The sequence below is a fragment of the Nocardia sp. NPDC051321 genome, assembly GCF_044455225.1.
GTDB lineage: Bacteria > Actinomycetota > Actinomycetes > Mycobacteriales > Mycobacteriaceae > Nocardia.
On sequence record NZ_JBITEM010000021.1, the window covers coordinates 136,866 to 154,620 of the forward strand.

Annotated in this window: 15 protein-coding genes; 13 read left to right on the forward strand and 2 right to left on the reverse strand. The window is 68.7% G+C overall.

Annotated features, from left to right (window positions below):
• Positions 1-613: 613 nt before the first annotated feature.
• The 8 genes from recC (at position 614) to ACIA8C_RS38995 (ending at position 12,297) form a co-directional block, all read left to right on the forward strand.
• Positions 614-4,006 (forward strand): exodeoxyribonuclease V subunit gamma, encoded by a 3,393-nt coding sequence (gene recC, locus ACIA8C_RS38960; RefSeq protein WP_397143748.1) that lies wholly within the window; start codon positions 614-616, stop codon positions 4,004-4,006.
• Between the two features lie 136 nt (positions 4,007-4,142).
• Positions 4,143-7,652 carry a UvrD-helicase domain-containing protein gene (locus ACIA8C_RS38965; protein ID WP_397143750.1) on the forward strand — a complete coding sequence of 1,170 codons (3,510 nt, stop codon included), beginning with the start codon at positions 4,143-4,145 and terminating at the stop codon, positions 7,650-7,652.
• Positions 7,649-9,562, forward strand: coding sequence for an exodeoxyribonuclease V subunit alpha (gene recD, locus ACIA8C_RS38970; protein ID WP_397143752.1), 1,914 nt, complete (start codon positions 7,649-7,651; stop codon positions 9,560-9,562). Before ACIA8C_RS38965 ends, recD begins: the two co-directional genes overlap by 4 nt.
• Positions 9,563-9,611: 49 nt before the next feature.
• A complete protein-coding gene (locus ACIA8C_RS38975) occupies positions 9,612-10,085 on the forward strand; it encodes an RNA polymerase sigma factor (protein WP_397143789.1) in 474 nt (157 codons plus the stop codon).
• Complete coding sequence (locus ACIA8C_RS38980; protein WP_397143791.1) at positions 10,085-10,699, forward strand: methylated-DNA--[protein]-cysteine S-methyltransferase; 615 nt, start codon at positions 10,085-10,087, stop codon at positions 10,697-10,699. Before ACIA8C_RS38975 ends, ACIA8C_RS38980 begins: the two co-directional genes overlap by 1 nt.
• 32 nt (positions 10,700-10,731) lie before the next feature.
• Positions 10,732-11,460 (forward strand): 2OG-Fe(II) oxygenase, encoded by a 729-nt coding sequence (locus tag ACIA8C_RS38985; protein ID WP_397143754.1) that lies wholly within the window; start codon positions 10,732-10,734, stop codon positions 11,458-11,460.
• A complete protein-coding gene (locus tag ACIA8C_RS38990) occupies positions 11,447-11,725 on the forward strand; it encodes an Ada metal-binding domain-containing protein (protein WP_397143756.1) in 279 nt (92 codons plus the stop codon). Before ACIA8C_RS38985 ends, ACIA8C_RS38990 begins: the two co-directional genes overlap by 14 nt.
• Before the next feature lie 62 nt (positions 11,726-11,787).
• Positions 11,788-12,297: a methylated-DNA--[protein]-cysteine S-methyltransferase gene (locus ACIA8C_RS38995; RefSeq protein WP_397143758.1), complete on the forward strand. Its 510-nt coding sequence runs from the start codon at positions 11,788-11,790 to the stop codon at positions 12,295-12,297.
• A gap of 75 nt (positions 12,298-12,372) precedes the next feature.
• Here the strand turns inward: ACIA8C_RS38995 and ACIA8C_RS39000 are convergent, their stop codons facing one another.
• Positions 12,373-12,765, reverse strand: coding sequence for a hypothetical protein (locus ACIA8C_RS39000; RefSeq protein ID WP_397143760.1), 393 nt, complete (start codon positions 12,763-12,765; stop codon positions 12,373-12,375).
• A gap of 113 nt (positions 12,766-12,878) precedes the next feature.
• Here ACIA8C_RS39000 and ACIA8C_RS39005 point away from each other — a divergent pair, with 113 nt between their 5' ends.
• Positions 12,879-13,526: a TetR/AcrR family transcriptional regulator gene (locus tag ACIA8C_RS39005; RefSeq protein ID WP_397143762.1), complete on the forward strand. Its 648-nt coding sequence runs from the start codon at positions 12,879-12,881 to the stop codon at positions 13,524-13,526.
• Between the two features lie 53 nt (positions 13,527-13,579).
• Here the strand turns inward: ACIA8C_RS39005 and ACIA8C_RS39010 are convergent, their stop codons facing one another.
• Positions 13,580-13,783 (reverse strand): cold-shock protein, encoded by a 204-nt coding sequence (locus ACIA8C_RS39010; protein WP_069166293.1) that lies wholly within the window; start codon positions 13,781-13,783, stop codon positions 13,580-13,582.
• Positions 13,784-14,383: 600 nt separating this feature from the next.
• Between ACIA8C_RS39010 and ACIA8C_RS39015 the strand changes: the two genes are divergently transcribed.
• The 4 genes from ACIA8C_RS39015 (at position 14,384) to ACIA8C_RS39030 (ending at position 17,587) form a co-directional block, all read left to right on the forward strand.
• Positions 14,384-15,280 (forward strand): alpha/beta hydrolase, encoded by an 897-nt coding sequence (locus tag ACIA8C_RS39015; protein ID WP_397143764.1) that lies wholly within the window; start codon positions 14,384-14,386, stop codon positions 15,278-15,280.
• 158 nt (positions 15,281-15,438) lie between these two features.
• A complete protein-coding gene (locus ACIA8C_RS39020; protein WP_397143766.1) occupies positions 15,439-16,035 on the forward strand; it encodes a TetR family transcriptional regulator in 597 nt (198 codons plus the stop codon).
• 107 nt (positions 16,036-16,142) lie between these two features.
• The gene (locus ACIA8C_RS39025) at positions 16,143-17,345 is read left to right on the forward strand and encodes a cytochrome P450 (RefSeq protein WP_397143768.1); all 1,203 of its coding nucleotides are present in this window, start codon (positions 16,143-16,145) and stop codon (positions 17,343-17,345) included.
• A gap of 11 nt (positions 17,346-17,356) precedes the next feature.
• A complete protein-coding gene (locus tag ACIA8C_RS39030; protein ID WP_397143770.1) occupies positions 17,357-17,587 on the forward strand; it encodes a ferredoxin in 231 nt (76 codons plus the stop codon).
• Positions 17,588-17,755 lie beyond the last annotated feature (168 nt).

A 17,755-nucleotide genomic window follows, 5' to 3' on the forward strand; every position in this document is an offset into this window, starting at 1 on the left:
GGCAACACGATCGCACATCGGCGAGCTAGACGCACGTCTTGAGCTCAGGACCGGCGTGTGCTAGAGCGTGTTGCGCGCTTGCGTCCCAGCGGGTTTCGGCCACCGGCGCCCCATTCAGCGGAACGCGGCCTGCAATTCCTCTACCGTGCGCCCATTGAGGCGATAGCAGTGCTCGAACGCCTCGGTGTGCTGATCGCGCGGCCACGAATGTAGGACAACGGTACGGCCGTAGCCTCGCGAGTTGACGAGCTCCCAACGATCTCCTACGCGGCGGACTGTGAACCCGCCTCGCGGAACCAGGGGAATCACCATCGCAATCATGAACGCGAACCAGCCTTTCGGTGCAGCTCTCTCGTCCTCCCCGGTTCAGCACTGTTGCACATCGGGCGCGCGGATCCGAGCGGACACGGCGTAGGAATGTGTTCTTGTGTGGCTCATTTCACTCCAGTCACACAGGTAACAGAATGAGGTCCGTTCGGACCTGCTTCGGGGTGCCGAAGTCGCTCGAGAGTCGCTGCGCGTATAAACGTGCACGAAGGCCGAGGCGCACCCGAGCAACGAGCGAGCCGCGAACTCCAGCGCCGCCCGATACCCCACCGACCGAGAGGCGCAGATGCCGCTGCACATCCACCGTGCCGAACGCGCCGATCTCCTGGCGGACGGACTGGCCGGTCTGCTGGCCACGCCGCTGCCCGACCCGTTCGCGGCGGAGGTGGTCGCGGTGCCCGCGAAGGGCGTGGAGCGATGGTTGACGCAGCGGTTGTCGTCGGTGCTCGGTGTGTCCGGGGCGGTGGCGTTTTCCGCGTCGTTCGATGCGGCCTCGACCGACGGCGTCGCGGCGAACATTCAGTTCCCGTCGCCGTCCGCGCTGGTCGCGACGGCATTGGCGGCGGCGAGTGGTGTTCGCCCGGAAGACGATCCGTGGGCGGTCGAGCGGGTGGTCTGGACGTTGCTGCGGGTGATCGACGCCTCGCTCGGGGAGCCGTGGTGCGCGGTGCTCGCCCGGCATCTCGGCGCGCGGGACCCGGCCGGGCGCGATCATCGGATCGGTCGCCGCTACGCCACCGCCGCGCACCTGGCCTCGCTATTCGACAGTTACGGGGCGCAGCGGCCCGGGCTCATCCTCGAATGGGCCGCGGGTTCCGACACCGACGGCGCGGGAAATCCGGTGCCCGACGATCTGCTGTGGCAGCCGGAGCTGTGGCGACGGCTGCGCGCCGAGGTGGGTGCGCCAAGTCCGGCGGAGCGGCTCGACGGCGCGTGCGCGCGGCTGCGGGCGGACGCTGAACTTGTTCCATTTCCGGCGCGATTTTCGTTGTTCGGTGCGACCAGGATGTCCACCGATCAACTCGCGGTGTTGTCGGCGCTGGCGCAGACCCGCGAGATCCATCTGTGGCTGCCGCATCCGAGCCCGGTGATGTGGACCGAACTGGCCGGTACTCCCGCGGCCGGTTCGCGCGCCGCGGATCTCAGTGGGAGCGTCGTGCGGCACCCGCTGTTAGCCGGTCTCGCCCGCGATGTCCGGGAACTGCAACAGCGTTTGCCTGCGTCGTCCGATACGCACTACCCGGATGATCTTGCGCCGGAAAGTGATACGACGCTGCTCGGTGCGTTGCAGGCGGGGATCCGCGACGATCGGTGGCCGCCTGCCGCGGTGCGCGCCGGTGACGGCACCGTGCAGGTGCACGCCTGTCACGGCCCCGCGCGACAGGTCGAGGTGCTGCGCGAATGCCTGCTCGGGTTGTTCGCCGCGGACGACACGCTGGAGCCGAGGGACGTGCTGGTCATGTGTCCCGAGGTGGAGGCGTACGCGCCGCTGGTGCGCGCGGCCTTCGGGCAGCGGGCGCCGGGAACGATTGAGCTGGCACCGGATTCGGCCCACCCGGCGCATCGCCTGCGGGTCCGGCTTGCCGACCGGGGCCGTGGCATCACCAATCCGCTGCTCGCGGTGATCGGTGTGCTGCTGGAGCTGGCCGACGGCCGGGTCACCGTGACGCAGGTGCTCGATCTGGCGGCGGCCGAAACGGTCCGGCGGCGTTGCGGATTCGACGACGACGATATCGAGCGGTTGCGCGAATGGGCCGCTGAATCCGGCGCGCGGTGGGGGATCGGGCAGCGTCAGCGCCAGGCGTTCGGGCTGGCCGACTTCGCGCAGAACACGCTGAACGCCGCGGTGGATCGGATCCTGCTCGGCGTCACCGCGGGGGAAACGTCCGAGGCCGCGGCGGATGGCGGCGCCGCGGGCTGGCTTGATCTCGCGCTGCCGCTGGACGACGTGGACAGCAACGATGTTGATCTGGCAGGCCGGTTCGCCGAATTCATCGACCGGTTGGCCGTGTGCCTGCGCGATCTGCGCGGGCCGCGCCCCGCACACGAATGGGCGACGGTGCTCGGTCGTGCGCTGGATCTGCTGACGGACGTGCCGGATTCGCAGGCATGGGTGCGCACCGAGGCCCGCCAGGAACTGGCCGCCGCCACCGAGTACGCGGGCGGCGTGCCGTTGCGGCTGGCCGACGTCGGGGTGCTGCTGCACTCGCGGCTGGCGGCCGCGCCGACCCGCGCCAACTTCCGCACCGGCGAGCTGACCGTGTGCACGCTGGTGCCGATGCGTTCGGTGCCGCATCGGGTGGTGGTGCTGCTCGGCCTCGACGACGACGTGTTCCCGCGCACCAGCGGCGTGGACGGCGACGACGTGCTCGCCCGCAATCCGCTACTCGGCGAACGGGATCCGCGCAGCGAGGACCGGCAGCTGCTGCTCGACGCGGTCCTCGCGGCCAAGGACAAGCTGCTGGTGTTCCACACCGGTGCCGACCCGGTCACCGGCGCGCATCGGCCGCCTGCCATTCCCGTCGCCGAGTTGCTCGACGCGCTGCGGGCTCATGTCGGCGCGGCAGGCATGGACGCGGTGCTGACCCGACATCCGTTGCAGGCCTTCGATCGTCGCAATTTCCGGGCCGAGCGGCCGTTCAGTTTCGACACCGTCGCGCTCGCCGGTGCGGTGTCCGCAGGGCAACCGCCCGTGCCACGGCCGGTATTCCTGCCCGAGCCGCTGCCGACGCCGGAACTCGCGGATGTGGCACTGGCCGACCTGATTTCGTTCGTCGAGCATCCGATCCGCGCCTTCCTGTGGCAGCGGCTCGGACTGCGCGTACCCGAACACGAAGAGGACATCGCCGACCGGCTGCCCATCGAACTCGACGGCCTGGCGAAATGGGAACTGGGCGAACGTCTGCTGGCCGCCCGGCTGACCGGCGCCGACCCGGCCGGGCTGCGCGCCGCCGAGTGGCGGCGTGGCACGTTGCCGCCCTTCGGGTTCGGCGCGGCGGTGCTCGACGAGGTCGAACATACCGTGGACAAGCTGGTTCGCGCGTCACAGGGCGACTACGAGGGTGCACCGCGCGCCGTCGACGTCGCGGTGGATCTCGGTAACGGGCGCAGGCTCACCGGGACCGTGCCCGAGGTGCGCGGCGAGACCCTGGTCCGCACCACCTTCTCCCGGCTCGCCCCGAAACACCGGATCGCCGCCTGGGTTTCGCTGCTCGCGCTGGCGGTCACCGAGGATCGCTGCTGGCGCGCGGTCACCACCGGTCGCGGTCAATTCGGCCGTCCCGCATGGCGTTCCGAGATCACCGCACCGGATATGCCCGCGGCGCGCACGATCCTGCGCGAGCTGGTCGCGTTGCGCGACGCCGGACTGACCGAACCGCTGCCGATCACCCCTGGTGCCACCGCGGCCTACGCCGAACGTCGCTTCCGCGGTGCCAATGTCGATGAAGCCATCGTCGCCGCCGAACGCGAATTCAACGGCGGTCCGAACGGACCGGGCGCGTTCGGCGACCACACCGACCGCCACCTGCGCTACGTGTGGGGTCCGGCACCCCGCCTCGAACACCTCATGGAGATCCCGGCCCCGCCCGGCGAGCCGGGGGAGACCAGCCGTTTCGGCGCCCTGGCCCGGCGCATGTGGGTGCCGTTGCTGAGCGCGGAAAGCCAGGGGCAGCCGTGAATCTTCGCGACGGCACGAGTCGAGCGTCGCGAATGCCGGCGGCGGTTGCGGCGACCGTCACGCGTGTCGGTGGCACGGGGTTGCGGCCCGGCCCGGCAGAATGGCTGTTTCGGCGGGTCGGAAGGCGGGTGTTCGCGTGACCGTGCAAGACACCTCGTTCGTGGTGCCCGAGTTCGACGCGCCCGACAGCTTCGAGCCGTACGGTCCGCTGCCCACCGGAACCACGGTGTTGGAGGCGAGCGCGGGCACCGGCAAGACGCACGCGATCGTCGGGTTGGCGGTGCGGTATGTCGCCGAGGCCGGGATCGATGTCTCGCAGCTGCTGCTGGTGACGTTCAGCCGCGCGGCCACCCAGGAGTTGCGCGAGCGAACCCGGGACCGGTTCGTGGTGGTCGCGGCGGGGCTCGCGGATCCCGAGCTGGCTCGCGCGCACGCCGATGACCTGATTCGCTATCTGGCGCAGGCGGATTCGGATGAGGTGCGGCGCAGGCGGGCCCGATTGCTCGCGGCCCTTTCCGATTTCGACGCGGGCACCATCGCGACCACGCACAGCTTCTGTCAGCGGATGTTGGACGAACTCGGGCTGGCAGGCGAGCATGATCCCGGTGCGCGGCTGGTCGAGAACGTCGACGAGCTGATCGGCACGGTCGCCGACGACCTCTACCTGAACCGGTACGCTCGTACCGAACCGCCGTTCTCGGTGAAGGAAGCGCACACGCTGGCCCTGGCCGCCGTGCGCGATCGCCACGCGGTGCTGATGCCGAAGGGTGACTCCGCGGCGGGCGAACGGGTGGCCTTCGCGACCGCGGTCCGCGCGGAAACCGAACGCCGGAAACGGCTGGCCGGGCTGCGCGACTTCGACGACCTGCTGGTGCTGCTGCACGACGTGCTGGCCGACACCGAGCACGGCCCCCGCGCGTGCCGCCGCATCCGCGAGCGCTACCGGGTCGCGCTGGTCGACGAATTCCAGGACACCGACCCGCTGCAGTGGGACATCCTGCGGCGCTCGTTCCACGGCCACACCACTCTGGTGCTCGTCGGCGACCCGAAGCAGGCTATCTACGCCTTCCGCGGCGCCGAGGTGCTCAGCTACCTCGATGCCGTCGCGCACGCCGACACCCGCAAGGAACTCACCACCAACTGGCGCAGCGACGCCGGACTGCTTGCCGCGCTGGACCACCTGCAGGGTGGAGCGGCCTTGGGGCACAAGGAGATCACCGTTTACCCGGTGGCGGCCACCCGGCCGTGGTCGCGACTGTCGGGGCCGGATGACCTCGTCACCCCGATGCGGATGCGGTGTCTGCCGCGCACCGGCGCGGGGCCGTTGAACAAGTCCGGTTTCCCCGCCGTCGGCCGGATGCGCGCGAAGGTCGCCGACGATCTCGCGGCCGACATCGTCAGGCTCCTCGAATCCGGGGTCACGCTGGCCACTACCGCGCGGCCGAGCCATACCGGCTTCAATTCGCCTGTGGCCGTGCGGGATTGCGGAGCGGCCACCTTCACTGATCCGGCAGACACCCGAGGCTCGGGTCAGGGCGCCGACCGATCGAGCGCGAGGACTGCTCCGTCAGGCGACGCTGGGCGGCCGTCGGACATCATGCACAGGCCGATCAGCCCAGGTGACATCGCGGTCTTGGTGCGTACGCGATCCCAAATCGACGTGGTGCGAGCAGCGTTGGATCGCGTCGGCGTTGCGTCGGTGCTCGCCGGCGGCACCAGTGTGTTCGCGACCAGCAGCGCCACCGACTGGCTGTGGTTGCTGCGGGCGCTGGAACAGCCGCATCGCGGCGACCGGGTCCGGTTGGCGGCGTGCACGCCGTTGATCGGTATCACCGCCGCCGAAATCGATAGCGGCGGAGCGGATCTGGTCGGCCGGGTCAGTGCGCAACTGCGGGACGCCGCTCGCTTGTTCGCGCGTTCGGGTTTCGCGGCGGTCTTCGAAAAGATCTCCGCCGAAGCGGACTTGGCGCATCGGCTGCTCGCCGTCGAGAACGGCGAGCGACAGCTCACCGACCTGCGGCACGTCGCGCAGCTGCTCGATCAGGTGTCGCTCACCGAATCGCTCGGCCTGACCGCGCTGACCCGCTGGCTGGGCGATCGGGTGCGTGATCCCGCGTCGGGCACCGTCGCCGACCGCAGCCGCAGGCTCGACCGCGACGCCGCCGCCGTGCAGATCGCCACCGTGCACGCCAGCAAGGGCCTCGAATTTCCCGTCGTCTACTTGCCGTTCGCCTGGGACAACGCGAAGAACCCGTACCCGGCCACGCTGCTGTTCCATGACGACAACGACATGCGCGTGCTCGATGTCGGCGGGCCGGACGCGTCCGGGTACGCGGAACGCAAGCTGCGCAGCGAATCCGAGGAGGCGGGCGAGGAACTGCGCCTGCTGTACGTCGCGCTGACCCGCGCCATGTGCCAGGTCGTCGCGTGGTGGGCCCCCGCGTTCAGCACCGCGGCTTCGCCACTGCACCGGATGATTCTCGGTCGCCCCGATGGCGGCGACACCGTCCCGCCGCGCGCCGCCGTGCCCGCGGATGCCGTTGCGCCAGGACTGCTTTCGGCCTGGGCCGGGGGAGCGGCGCAGGCCATCTCGGTGACCGCGGTCGCCAGCACCGACGACGTCGCGATCCAGCGGGTGCGCACCGAACCCGTGACCGGCGAGCTCGCCGCCGCGCACCTCGACCGCAAGCTGGACCAGCAGTGGCGGCGCACCTCGTACTCGGCGCTGACCGCGTCCGCGCACGGCCCCGTCACCCCTGAGCTGGACATCGAACCGGAGGACAACCGCGGTACCGGCGACGAGCCGAGTACCCCGGTGGTCGCCGAGGTCGAGGAGGTGTTCGCCGGCCCGGCGTCGCTGATGAATTCCCTGCCTTACGGCGCGGAGTTCGGCACCCTCGTGCACGGCGTGTTCGAGCTGATCGACACGGACGCACCGGATCTGGCCGCCGAGGTGGACACCCGCTGCCGCGCGATCATCGACGACCTGATGGCCGAGGCCGATCCGGCCGTGCTCAGCACCGCCGTACTCGCCGCGCTGCGCACCCCGCTCGGCATCGGCTCGCTCGCCGATATCTCCAGCCGAGACCGCCTGAACGAGTTGGAATTCGAGCTGCCGCTGGCCGGCGGGGATGCGCCGAGCGCCGAATCCGCCACACTGCGACAGATCGCGGACCTGTTCCGCACCCACTTGCCCTCCGGTGACGACCTTTTCGTCTACGCCGACCACCTGGCCACCCTCGACGACATCCCGCTGCGCGGCTACCTGACCGGCAGCATCGACGCCGTCCTCCGGATCACCGACGGCACGGACACTCGCTACGTGATCGTCGACTACAAGACCAACCGCCTCGGGACCGGCGACCTCACCGTCGGCCACTACACCCGCGACCGCATGGCCGCCGAGATGATGCGCTCCCACTACCCACTCCAGGCCCTGCTCTACGCGGTCGCCCTGCACCGCTACCTGCGCTGGCGCCTGCCCGACTACGACCCGTCCCGCCACCTCGGCGGCGCCCGCTACCTCTTCGTGCGCGGCATGATCGGCCCCGAAACCCCCACCGGCCACGGCGTTTTCGACTGGAATCCGCCTGCTTCCCTCATCATCGCCCTGTCCCAGCTGCTGGCGGGCGAGGTCACCCGATGACCTCGATCCAGTTGGCGCAGCGGGGGACCGGGCTGTTGCGCGCGTTCAATGAGGCGGGAGTGCTGTCCGCCGCGGACGTGCACGTGGCGATTCGGTTGGGGCGCTTGGGTCGTGAGGACACCGAGGAGGTGTTGTTCGCGGCGGCGCTCGCGGTGCGGGCGGTGCGGTCCGGTTCGGTGTGCCTGGAACTGCATCGGATGCGGGAGATCGGTATCGATGCCGACGAAACCTGGGACACCGGCGAGCGCATCGATCCGGCGACGCTGCCGTGGCCCGATATCGAGGCGGTGGTCGGCGCGCTGCGCGTCAGCCCGCTGGTGACGGGCGGGCCTGCCGGTCCGCTGCAACCGTTGCGGCTGGTGGAATCGCAGCGCCGCGACGACACCGGGCCGCTGCTGTACCTGGACCGGTACTACCAGCAGGAGCAGACGGTTCGCCGCGTCCTCACCGAGCGGTCCGGACATCACCCGGTCGTCGACCCGAATATCGTTCGGCGCGAACTGGATCGGCTGTTCGACGCCCCGGTGGGCGGCGTGCCCGATCGGCAGCGGCTCGCGGCCGCGCTCGCCGCGACGCACTGGACCACGGTGGTGGCCGGCGGCCCCGGCACCGGCAAGACGCACACCATCGCGCGCATCATCGGCCTGCTCGACGCGCACCGCAAGGCGAATCCCAAACTGCCCGCGTTGCGTATCGCACTGGCCGCGCCGACCGGCAAGGCGGCCGCGCGACTCCAGGAGGCCGTCCGCGAGCAGGCCGAAGAGCTCGGCCTGCCCGACCTCACCGCCGCCACCCTGCACCGCCTGCTCGGCTGGCAGCGCGGCCGGACCACCCGGTTCAAATACCACGAATTCAACCGTCTCCCATACGATGTGATCGTCGTCGACGAAACCTCCATGGTGTCGCTCACCATGATGAGCAGGCTGTTCGCGGCCCTGCGCCCAGACACCCGCCTGGTCCTCGTCGGCGACCCCGACCAGCTCGCCTCGGTCGATGCGGGCGCGGTACTCGCCGACCTGGTCGCGGGGCCCGTTGCGGGCACCCCGAATCCGATGCTCGACGAGATCCTCGGCGCGGATGCACCGGAATCGGCCGCGCCGGAAGCCGATCCGGCCGCACTCACGACGCTGGAGCGAACGCGCCTGCGCGGCGGCATCGTTCGCCTGACCCGCGGCCGCCGCTTCGGCGGCCGGATCGCCGACCTCGCCGTCGCGGTCCGCGCGGGCGACGCCGACACCGCACTCGACCTGCTCCGCGCGGGCGGTGACGAACTATCGCTGAGCGCGCCCGACGAAATGTCCGGTGTCCGTGCCGATGTCGTGCGCGCCGCCCGCGAGGTGACCAGCGCCGCACTCGACGGTGATGCCGCGGGCGCGCTCACCGCTCTCGAATCGCACCGCCTGCTGTGCGCACACCGCCAGGGCCCGTTCGGCGTCGAACGCTGGGACCGGATGGCCGCCGAGTGGGCGGCCGCCGGCGGAGCGGGACCCGAGTCCCATTCGGCCCCCTGGTATCCCGGCCAGCCGCTGCTCGTCACCGCCAACGACCACGAGGCCCGCATCTACAACGGCGACACCGGCGTCGTCGTGCGGATGCCCGACGGTTCGCTGCGCGCCGCGCTGCAACGCGGTAGCGAGCCGTACCTGGTGCACCCGACCCAGTTCCCGGCCGTGGTCACCGTGTTCGCCATGACCATCCACCGCAGCCAGGGCAGTCAGTACGACACCGTCTCGGTGGTGCTGCCCGAACCGGAGTCGACCCTGCTGACCAGGGAACTGCTCTACACGGCGATTACAAGGGCCCGCCGCCACGTGCGCGTCATCGGCACCGACGAATCCATCAGGGCCGGTATCGCCCGCCGGGTGCTGCGCGCCAGCGGGCTGTCCCGGCGCGCGGACGGCGCCCGATGACCAGCGAATCTCACGTTTCCGACGGCCCGAACGTCTACCCAGTGTGAGATTGCCTCCGTTCGAGGAAGTGGTGGCCGAATACGGCCCGATGGTGCTGCGCGTCTGCCGGGCGGTGCTCGGCCCGACCGACGCGGCCGACGCGTGGTCGGAGACCTTCCTGTCCGCCCTGCGCGCGTATCCCGACCTCGCACCCGACGCGAACATCGAGGCATGGTTGGTCACCATCGCGCACCGTCGCGCGATCGACGTCGGCCGCGCGCTCACCCGCGCCCCGGTCCCGGCCGAGACACTGCCGGAACGCCCGTCCGCGGCACCGGACCCGGCCGACTACGACCCGCACCTCTGGGCCGCCCTGAAAGCGTTGCCGCCCAAGCAACGTCAGGCGGTCGCCTACCACTATCTGGCAGGCCTGCCGCACGCCGAAATCGCCGAGCTGCTCGGCAATTCCACCGACGCCGCCCGCCGCGCCGCAGCCGACGGCCTCAAAACTCTGCGCAAGCTCTATCCGAAGGATGAAACATGATGGCCACCATCGACCGTGGCGACCCGAACGGCCTGTTCGACGGCCTGACCCCCGACCGTGACCTGCTGGCTCAGCTGCACCACCGGTTGGCGGCGGACGCACAGTCCGCGGGCTTGCTCGACGTCGCCTACCGCACCATGGACACCCCCGTCGGCACGCTGTTGCTCGCGGCAACCCCGGCCGGGTTGGTGCGTGTCGCCTACCCCAACGAGGACCACGACACCGTCCTGACCACCCTCGCCGAGCGGGTCAGCCCCCGCGTGCTGGCCGCACCCGCGCGCCTCGATGCCGCGGCCCGCGAGATCGACGAGTACTTCGCCGGTACCCGAACGCATTTCGACCTGCCCCTCGATCTGCGACTGACCGGCGGATTCCGTCGTCAAGTGATCGAGCATCTGAGCGACATCGGCTACGGGCAGCGGGAAAGCTACGCCGTCGTCGCCGCTGCCGTCGGCAATCCCCGGGCGGTCCGCGCCGTCGGTTCGGCGTGCGCGCACAACCCGCTGCCCGTGGTGATTCCGTGCCATCGGGTGGTGCGCAGCGATGGATCGATCGGCCAGTACGTCGGCGGCATCGAGGCCAAAAATACCTTGCTCACGCTGGAAGCCGCGTAAGCACCGACCACCCCGCTGACCTTGGAGGCGGTATGCGAATCACCGAAACCCTTGCCCCGCTGGCCGATCGAATCGCCGCACAGCCCTGGCCCGAACTCACCGACGAGATCGACGCCTATGGTTGTGCCCAGACCGGCCCGCTCCTGACGCCCGGCGAATGCGCCGAGTTCACCGAAATGTGGGACGACCTGGCGAGATTCCGCTCCACCATCGACATGGCCCGCTACCGATTCGGGCAGGGCACCTACCGGTACTTCGCCGATCCGGTCCCGGAGCCGATCATGGCTATGCGTGCGGCGTTCTATCGAAAGCTGTTGCCCGTCGCCCGCTCTTGGGCCGAACGGTTGGGCGATCCGGCTCCGTGGCCCGACGACTTCGGCGATTGGCTCGACGCCTGTCACGCCGCAGGACAGTCCAAGCCGACGCCGATCCTGTTGCGCTACACCGAAGGTGACTGGAACGCCTTGCACCGCGATCTCTACGGCGACCTGGTATTCCCACTGCAGGTGGTGATCGGGCTGGACCGTCCGGGAGTCGATCACACCGGCGGCGAGTTCCTGCTCGTCGAGCAACGACCCCGTGCCCAGTCGAAAGCGACTGTCACCGTGTTGGAGCAGGGCCACGGCCTGATCTTCACCACCCGAGATCGGCCGACCCCGTCGAGCCGTGGCTGGTCTCGCTCGCCAGTTCGGCACGGCGTCAGCCGAATTCGGGGTGGTATCCGCCACACGCTCGGCCTCGTCCTGCATGACGCCCAATAACAGGTACACCCTGCTCGACGCCGATGCCCGCCCGTACCTCAGTCCGACTCCGGGCACGTACGGCGGCCATCGGCGCGGCAGGATCTACGGTCGCCTGGACTGCCCGTCCGCCTTACGCGCCCTGTCCCGCGGTGCTTACCGCGCTCACCGCGTCTTCTTCGCCGACGAACCAACGGCGATCAGCGCAGGCTACCGGCCGTGCGCGGTCTGTCTGCCTGAGCGGTACGCCGCTTGGAAAGCGGCTCGGCACAACAAATCCCAGTGATCTCACGTTTCTGGCCCGGCCGGCGTCTACCAGATGACAAGAACGCCGAACAGGAGCACACCATGCAGACCTCAACAGCCCGCACAGTTCACGCCTCGGCACTCGGCAACCTCCGCATCGAAGCGAGTTCGCTTGGCATCACCCGGGTCGTCTTCACCGCGGACGCGCCCACCGCGCCGACCGCCGAGAATTCTTGCGCACTGGACTATCTCGTCACCGCGATCGCTGAGATCGATGGGTACCTGGCGGGCACTCGTCAGGAGTTCACGGTCCCGATGGACCGGACCGCGATCAGCACCTTCGACCGGCAGGTACTGGAAACCCTCGAAGCCACAACCGGTTACGGCGACACGACCACCTACGGCGCGCTCACCCGCGCACTCGGTCGTGGACCCGAGGACGCCCGTAAGGTCGGCGGTGCGCTGTCACGCAACCCGCTGCTGATCCTGCTCCCGTGCCATCGAGTCCTCGGCGCGGGCGGTGCCCTCACCGGCTACGCGGGCGGACTCCCCGCCAAACGCGCACTGCTGGATCTCGAGTCCGCCGATCTCTTACTGCCACTGGCCATCTGACAGGATCCGGCCTTGGTCGACCGGACTCTGTCGGTGAGCGGGGATCGTGACAGCCCGGCGAGACAACTCGCCGGGCTAGGCGATCACCCCGTACGCGGTGGTGAGCATCGCGATGGCGAGCAGCAGACCACCGAAGGCGCTCAGCGTGTTCGCCGCCGACCACTTACCCGGCTTGCCGATCGCCAAATTCAGGAACATGCCGCCGGATTGGGCGATCACGCCGAGCGCGAGCAGCGTGCACACGACCCACAGCACCCCGTCGCCGAATCCGGTATCCGCCAGAATCGCGAGCGTCGCCAACGTCATCACCAGCAGTACGCCCGCGTGCGCGTGCCCGGCCCGGAAGTAGGTGCGCTGGTACTCGGTGAGCTTTTCGGCGGCGAGTAGGCGCAAGGCCATCACGCCACCGAACATCACGGTGGGCAGGGAGATCAGCGCGATCGCGGTGAACAGCTTGATGGGGTCCATGGGTTGTCTCTCATTCGATGTGCCCGTTCAACTAATCTGAACGGCGTACAGAACATAGGTCGGCATCTGAATGCCGTACAGATGTTGTGCGGTGAATCACATCGAGAGGTGTTATGACTGAGCGCAACCCGCAGGCCGCGCGCCGCACTACCTACCGGCACGGCGCGTTGCGGCCCGCGCTGATCGAAGCCGGGTTGCGCCTGGCTCGCGACGGTGGCGGCCCGGCGGCGATCGTGCTCCGGGAGGCGGCTCGGCAAGCGGGTGTCGCGCCGAACGCCGCGTATACGTATTTCGTCGACCGCAACGCGCTCGTCACCGCGGTGGCGAACGCGGCGCTGGCGCAGATGGCGACCATGATGGCGGCGGAGCAGGACAGTCTCACGCTGAGTGCGGATCCCGCGGTGGCCGCGCGGCAGCGGTTCCGCGGCGTCGGCGTCGGCTATCTGCGATTCGCGCGTACCGAACCCGGGCTGTTCCGCACCGCGTTCACGATCGGGCGGGATGCCACCGCGATGGGCCTGTCGGATGCCGCGGGCCCTACCGGCCGGTCCGGCATCGAACTTCTCGGAGACGCGCTCGACGAGATGGTCGCTGCCGGGAATATGCCGCAGGAACGAAGGCCGGGGGCGGAGTATTTGGTGTGGTCGGCGGTGCACGGGATGGCGTTTCTGGCCATCGACGGCCCGCTGCGGACCTTGCCGGACGATCAGCTCGACGCTATGAGTGAGCGGATGCTGGACATGATCGATCGCGGCATGTGAAGCAGGTGTGCCCCTCCCACCCGAAAAGTGGGAGGAGCGTCAATCCGGCCTGATCAGATGGCGCGGACGTCCGTGGCCTGCGGACCCTTCTGGCCCTGGCCGACCTCGAACTCCACACGCTGTCCCTCATCGAGGGACTTGAACCCGGACCCGCCGAGAGCCGAGTAGTGGACGAAGACGTCGGGACCGCCGCCGTCCTGCGCGATGAAGCCGAACCCCTTCTCCGCGTTGAACCACTTGACGACGCCCTGTGTCATATTTTCTCCTTGTACTCAGTGATGTTTCAGTCCACAGAAATGGTGCAAAATTTACGGACTCAGTGGACAGCATTCCATGCGCGCTGGCCGCGTGGTTAACGCGGGCGAGCGGAATGTGTGCAAAAGCATTCTCCGCTCACTGCGCTACCGGCCTGGGGCCGACAGCACTAGCGCCGCGTCAGCCTACCTTTTCCCCGCCGATTGTGGGTGGCGGCGACTAGGCGGCTCGACCGACAACCCGTGTCGATGCTTCGGCGCGCCGCGATTCCGATCAGGGCATGACAGCGCCGCATCTGCTACCGCGCGCCCGACCTGCGCGTATCTTTCTGTCCGCCCAGCTAGTGCCGCAGCCATCGATCGGGTCCTTGCCGCGAGCCCTCGGCGTCGCCACGGTCCGCGGGCGCAATTCGGCACGAAATCCCTAGGGATTGAGTGTGATTTGTTCACCGAAATCGAGGTTTAGTTCGGCTGAAACGGCATGCCACGGCACTGTCAAGACCCGAATCTTGGTCCTCCGCTTCAGGTTTTGTGATGATCTTGCGGCGGTATAACGGGATAGTGGCGGCTTCAAAGTATGTGGTTTTGCTTGTTGGTGTGTTGATGGCTTCGGTCTTGTCGGTCGGACCGGCTGCGGCGGTTCCGACCGGCGCGCGGCTGGTCGAGGAGGCCTCGCTTGGCGGGTCGGTCGCGCGGATGGATGTCTACTCACCGTCGATGGATCGGGTGGTGACCAACCGGGTTATTCGGGCCGCCGGTGGTCCGGCGCCAACGCTGTACCTGCTCACCGGGATCGGCGGCGGTCAGGACGGCATCTCCTGGTGGGACGACACCGATGTCCGGGACTTCTTCGCCGACAAGCACGTCAACGTGGTGATGCCGGTCGGCGGCGCGTACAGCCTGTACACCGATTGGCTCGCCGACGACCCGGCGGTCGGGCGCAACCGGTGGACGACCTACCTCACCCGGGAACTGCCGGGAGTACTCGACGCCAAGCTCGGCTCCACTCGGCGCAACGCGATCGCGGGGGTCTCGATGAGTGCGGGGTCGGCGGTCGACCTCGCGATCCAGGCGCCCGAGGTGTACAGCGCCGTGGCCGCGTACAGCGGATGTCCTTGGACCGCTGACGCTCTCGGGGTCGCGATGGTCAGCGCGCAGGTAGTCCGCGGCGGCGGCAATACGGCGAACATGTGGGGCGCGCCGGGCGATGCGATCTGGCGGGCGCACGACGCGTTCGCCAATGCGGCTGTGCTAGCAGGGAAAACGATCTACCTGTCGGCCGCCACCGGCACCCCCGGCGCGATCGATGAAGGGGGACTGCCGTTTCCGCCGATCGAGGCCATCGCCAGCGCCTGCACGGCGGCGTTCGCGGGCAGGCTCGATCAACTCGGACTGCCCGCGGTGCACGTCAACCGGCCCGAGGGCGCGCATACCTGGGGCCAGTTCGAAACGGACCTGCACGACTCCTGGCCGCATCTGGCCGGTGCCATCGGCGCGTGAAACACCTGACCTACCGGCCTGCCTCGCGAAAATAGCCGAAGTAGACAATCCTTGACTGCGGTTGCGGCCGCTCGGTCGCCTCCGCAACGGGTGTCAGCGAAGGATCGGTTGCCTGCTTTACGCTGCTCTTCCGCGCAGATTCGGCAACCGGAGGATGCATGTCCAGCGAGAACGAAACGGTCAGCCGGAAAAGGGATTCGGCCGCCACCGCCGCCGCGATCCTGGCGGCGGCGCAGGAATTGTTCGCCGAGCGGGGGTATGAGCGCGCCACGGTGCGCGACATCGCGGCGCGCGCCGGGGTGAATCAGGCCTTGCTGTTCCGGTATTTCGGCAACAAGGACGAGCTGTTCCGGGCCGCGATCGCGGACCAGGGACGGCGCAGGCTCGAGGACGGACCGGTCGAGGGTCTGTTGAGCAGGCTGCTCGCGGGGATGCTGGAGCCGAGCGGTCCAGGGGCACAGGAATATTGGCTGCAAGCCGCACTACGCTCCCCTGGACACGACCAGGGGACCTCGGCGATTCGCCGCGAGCTGGGCGACGAGTACGTGCGCGCGATGTCCTCGCTCGGCGACGGTCCCGATAGCGAGCTGTGTGCCGACCTGCTGCTCGCCTGGTTGCTCGGCATCGGACTGCTGCGCTCCGTGCACCGTAGAGAGCCGTTGGCCAGCGCGGATCCGGCGGTGGTTGCCGGTCATGTGCTGCGTGCCGCCCAAACGCTTTTGGCCCGCACGGACGTGAATTTCCCGCCGCCGTAACGCAATCCGACCGTTGACGCGGCATTGTGACCTCCCTAACATGAGGTTGTGTAAGCAATTGCTTACATCGCTACCGCGCCAGTCGGCGTCGGCCAAGGGAGACCCGCATGACCGTGAAAACTGAGGTGCGCCACTACCCTTTCGGTGAACCCATCCGCCTAGACATGGACCCGCTCTTCGCCAAGCTGCGTCGCGAAGAGCCGGTCTCCCGTGTCCAGTTGCCCTACGGCGACGAGGGTTGGCTGGTCACCCGGTACGCGGACGCCAAGCTGGTGCTCGCCGATCCGCGATTCAGCCGCGCCGCGACGGTGGACCGCGAGGACATCCCGCGCACCACGCCGAACCCGACGCGGCAGAACTCGCTGCTCAGCATGGACGCGCCCGAGCACAGCAGGCTGCGCAAGCTGGTCGCCAAGGCGTTCACCAGCCGCCGCGTCGAGCAACTTCGTCCGCGCGCGCAGCAGATCGTGGACGAGCGGCTCGACGAGATCGAATCCGCCGGGCCGGTCGCCGATTTGGTGCAGAGCCTGGCCTTGCCGCTGCCGGTCACCGTGATCTGCGAGATGCTCGGCGTGCCCACCCGCGACCAGCACCGGTTCCGCGACTTCTCCGACACCGTGCTGTCCACCACCGCGCACACCAGCGAGCAGATCGACGCCGCTCGCGCGGCCCTCGAGGCCTATCTCGCCGAGGTGGTGGCGCAGCGCAGGCAACAGCCGACCGACGACCTACTCGGCGCGTTGGTGGCCGCCCGCGACAACGACGACCGGCTCAGCGAAGACGAACTGGTCAACCTGGGGATCGGCCTGCTGATCGCGGGTCACGAAACCACCGCCAACCAGATCGCCAACTTCGCCTATGTCCTGCTCAGCGAACCGCAGCACTGGGAACTGTTGCGCGGCAGGCCGGAATTGGTGCCGGTCGCGATCGAGGAACTGCTGCGCTACGTCCAGCTCGGCTCCGGCGGTTCCTTCGCCAGGGTGGCCACCGAGGACGTCGCGCTCGGCGGCGTCACCGTGCGGGCGGGGGAGTCGGTGATCGTCAACACCCAGGCCGCCAATCGCGACGAAAGCGTGTTCGACCATTCCGAAGAGCTGGACCTCACCCGAAACAACAACCCGCACATGGCGTTCGGTCACGGTGTCCATCACTGCCTAGGTGCCCAACTCGCCAGACTTGAGCTGCAGGTCGCGTTAGGCTCACTGCTGCAACGCTTCCCGACGCTGCACCTCGCGGTCCCGTACGAGGAAGTACCGTGGAAGACCGGCTTGCTGGTACGTGGGCCGAAAGCGCTTCCAGTGAGCTGGTAAGGGGAACTGGTATGGCAGAGCAACATTGGCGGATCGAGGTCGACCGTGGCACCTGCCTCGGCTCCGGGATGTGCACCGGCCTTGCCCCCGCACACTTCACCCTCGTAGACGGCCGCTCCAGCCCGATAACCGAAGTCGTCCCGCCGGACGACCTCCTCATCGACGCCGCCGAATCCTGCCCCATCGAAGCAATCCTCGTCCGAGCAGCAGAATCCGGCGAGATCCTGGCGCCAGAACAGTAACCCTCTGAATCCACATTCAGTGGCACACCACGGCGGACCCTTCTCGGGTGGATTCAAGTGGTGGATGCAATACCCTTGATCAGGAGTGTTGATGAATCATCTGCCGTTGAAGTCTGTCATGCGTCGTTTCTGGGATCTGATCGGTGAGGGTGCTTCGGTCGTGGCCGC

Bases quoted from the DNA above. Each gene is read 5' to 3' on its own strand.
- ACIA8C_RS39030 (WP_397143770.1), top strand. From the start codon at position 17,357: ATGGCAGAGCAACATTGGCGGATCGAGGTCGACCGTGGCACCTGCCTC.
- recD (WP_397143752.1), top strand. From the start codon at position 7,649: ATGACCTCGATCCAGTTGGCGCAGCGGGGGACCGGGCTGTTGCGCGCG.
- ACIA8C_RS39025 (WP_397143768.1), top strand. From the start codon at position 16,143: ATGACCGTGAAAACTGAGGTGCGCCACTACCCTTTCGGTGAACCCATC.
- ACIA8C_RS39005 (WP_397143762.1), top strand. From the start codon at position 12,879: ATGACTGAGCGCAACCCGCAGGCCGCGCGCCGCACTACCTACCGGCAC.
- ACIA8C_RS38990 (WP_397143756.1), top strand. From the start codon at position 11,447: ATGACGCCCAATAACAGGTACACCCTGCTCGACGCCGATGCCCGCCCG.
- ACIA8C_RS39000 (WP_397143760.1), bottom strand. From the start codon at position 12,765: ATGGACCCCATCAAGCTGTTCACCGCGATCGCGCTGATCTCCCTGCCC.
- ACIA8C_RS38985 (WP_397143754.1), top strand. From the start codon at position 10,732: ATGCGAATCACCGAAACCCTTGCCCCGCTGGCCGATCGAATCGCCGCA.
- recC (WP_397143748.1), top strand. From the start codon at position 614: ATGCCGCTGCACATCCACCGTGCCGAACGCGCCGATCTCCTGGCGGAC.
- ACIA8C_RS39015 (WP_397143764.1), top strand. From the start codon at position 14,384: ATGGCTTCGGTCTTGTCGGTCGGACCGGCTGCGGCGGTTCCGACCGGC.
- ACIA8C_RS39010 (WP_069166293.1), bottom strand. From the start codon at position 13,783: ATGACACAGGGCGTCGTCAAGTGGTTCAACGCGGAGAAGGGGTTCGGC.
- ACIA8C_RS39020 (WP_397143766.1), top strand. From the start codon at position 15,439: ATGTCCAGCGAGAACGAAACGGTCAGCCGGAAAAGGGATTCGGCCGCC.
- ACIA8C_RS38995 (WP_397143758.1), top strand. From the start codon at position 11,788: ATGCAGACCTCAACAGCCCGCACAGTTCACGCCTCGGCACTCGGCAAC.
- ACIA8C_RS38980 (WP_397143791.1), top strand. From the start codon at position 10,085: ATGGCCACCATCGACCGTGGCGACCCGAACGGCCTGTTCGACGGCCTG.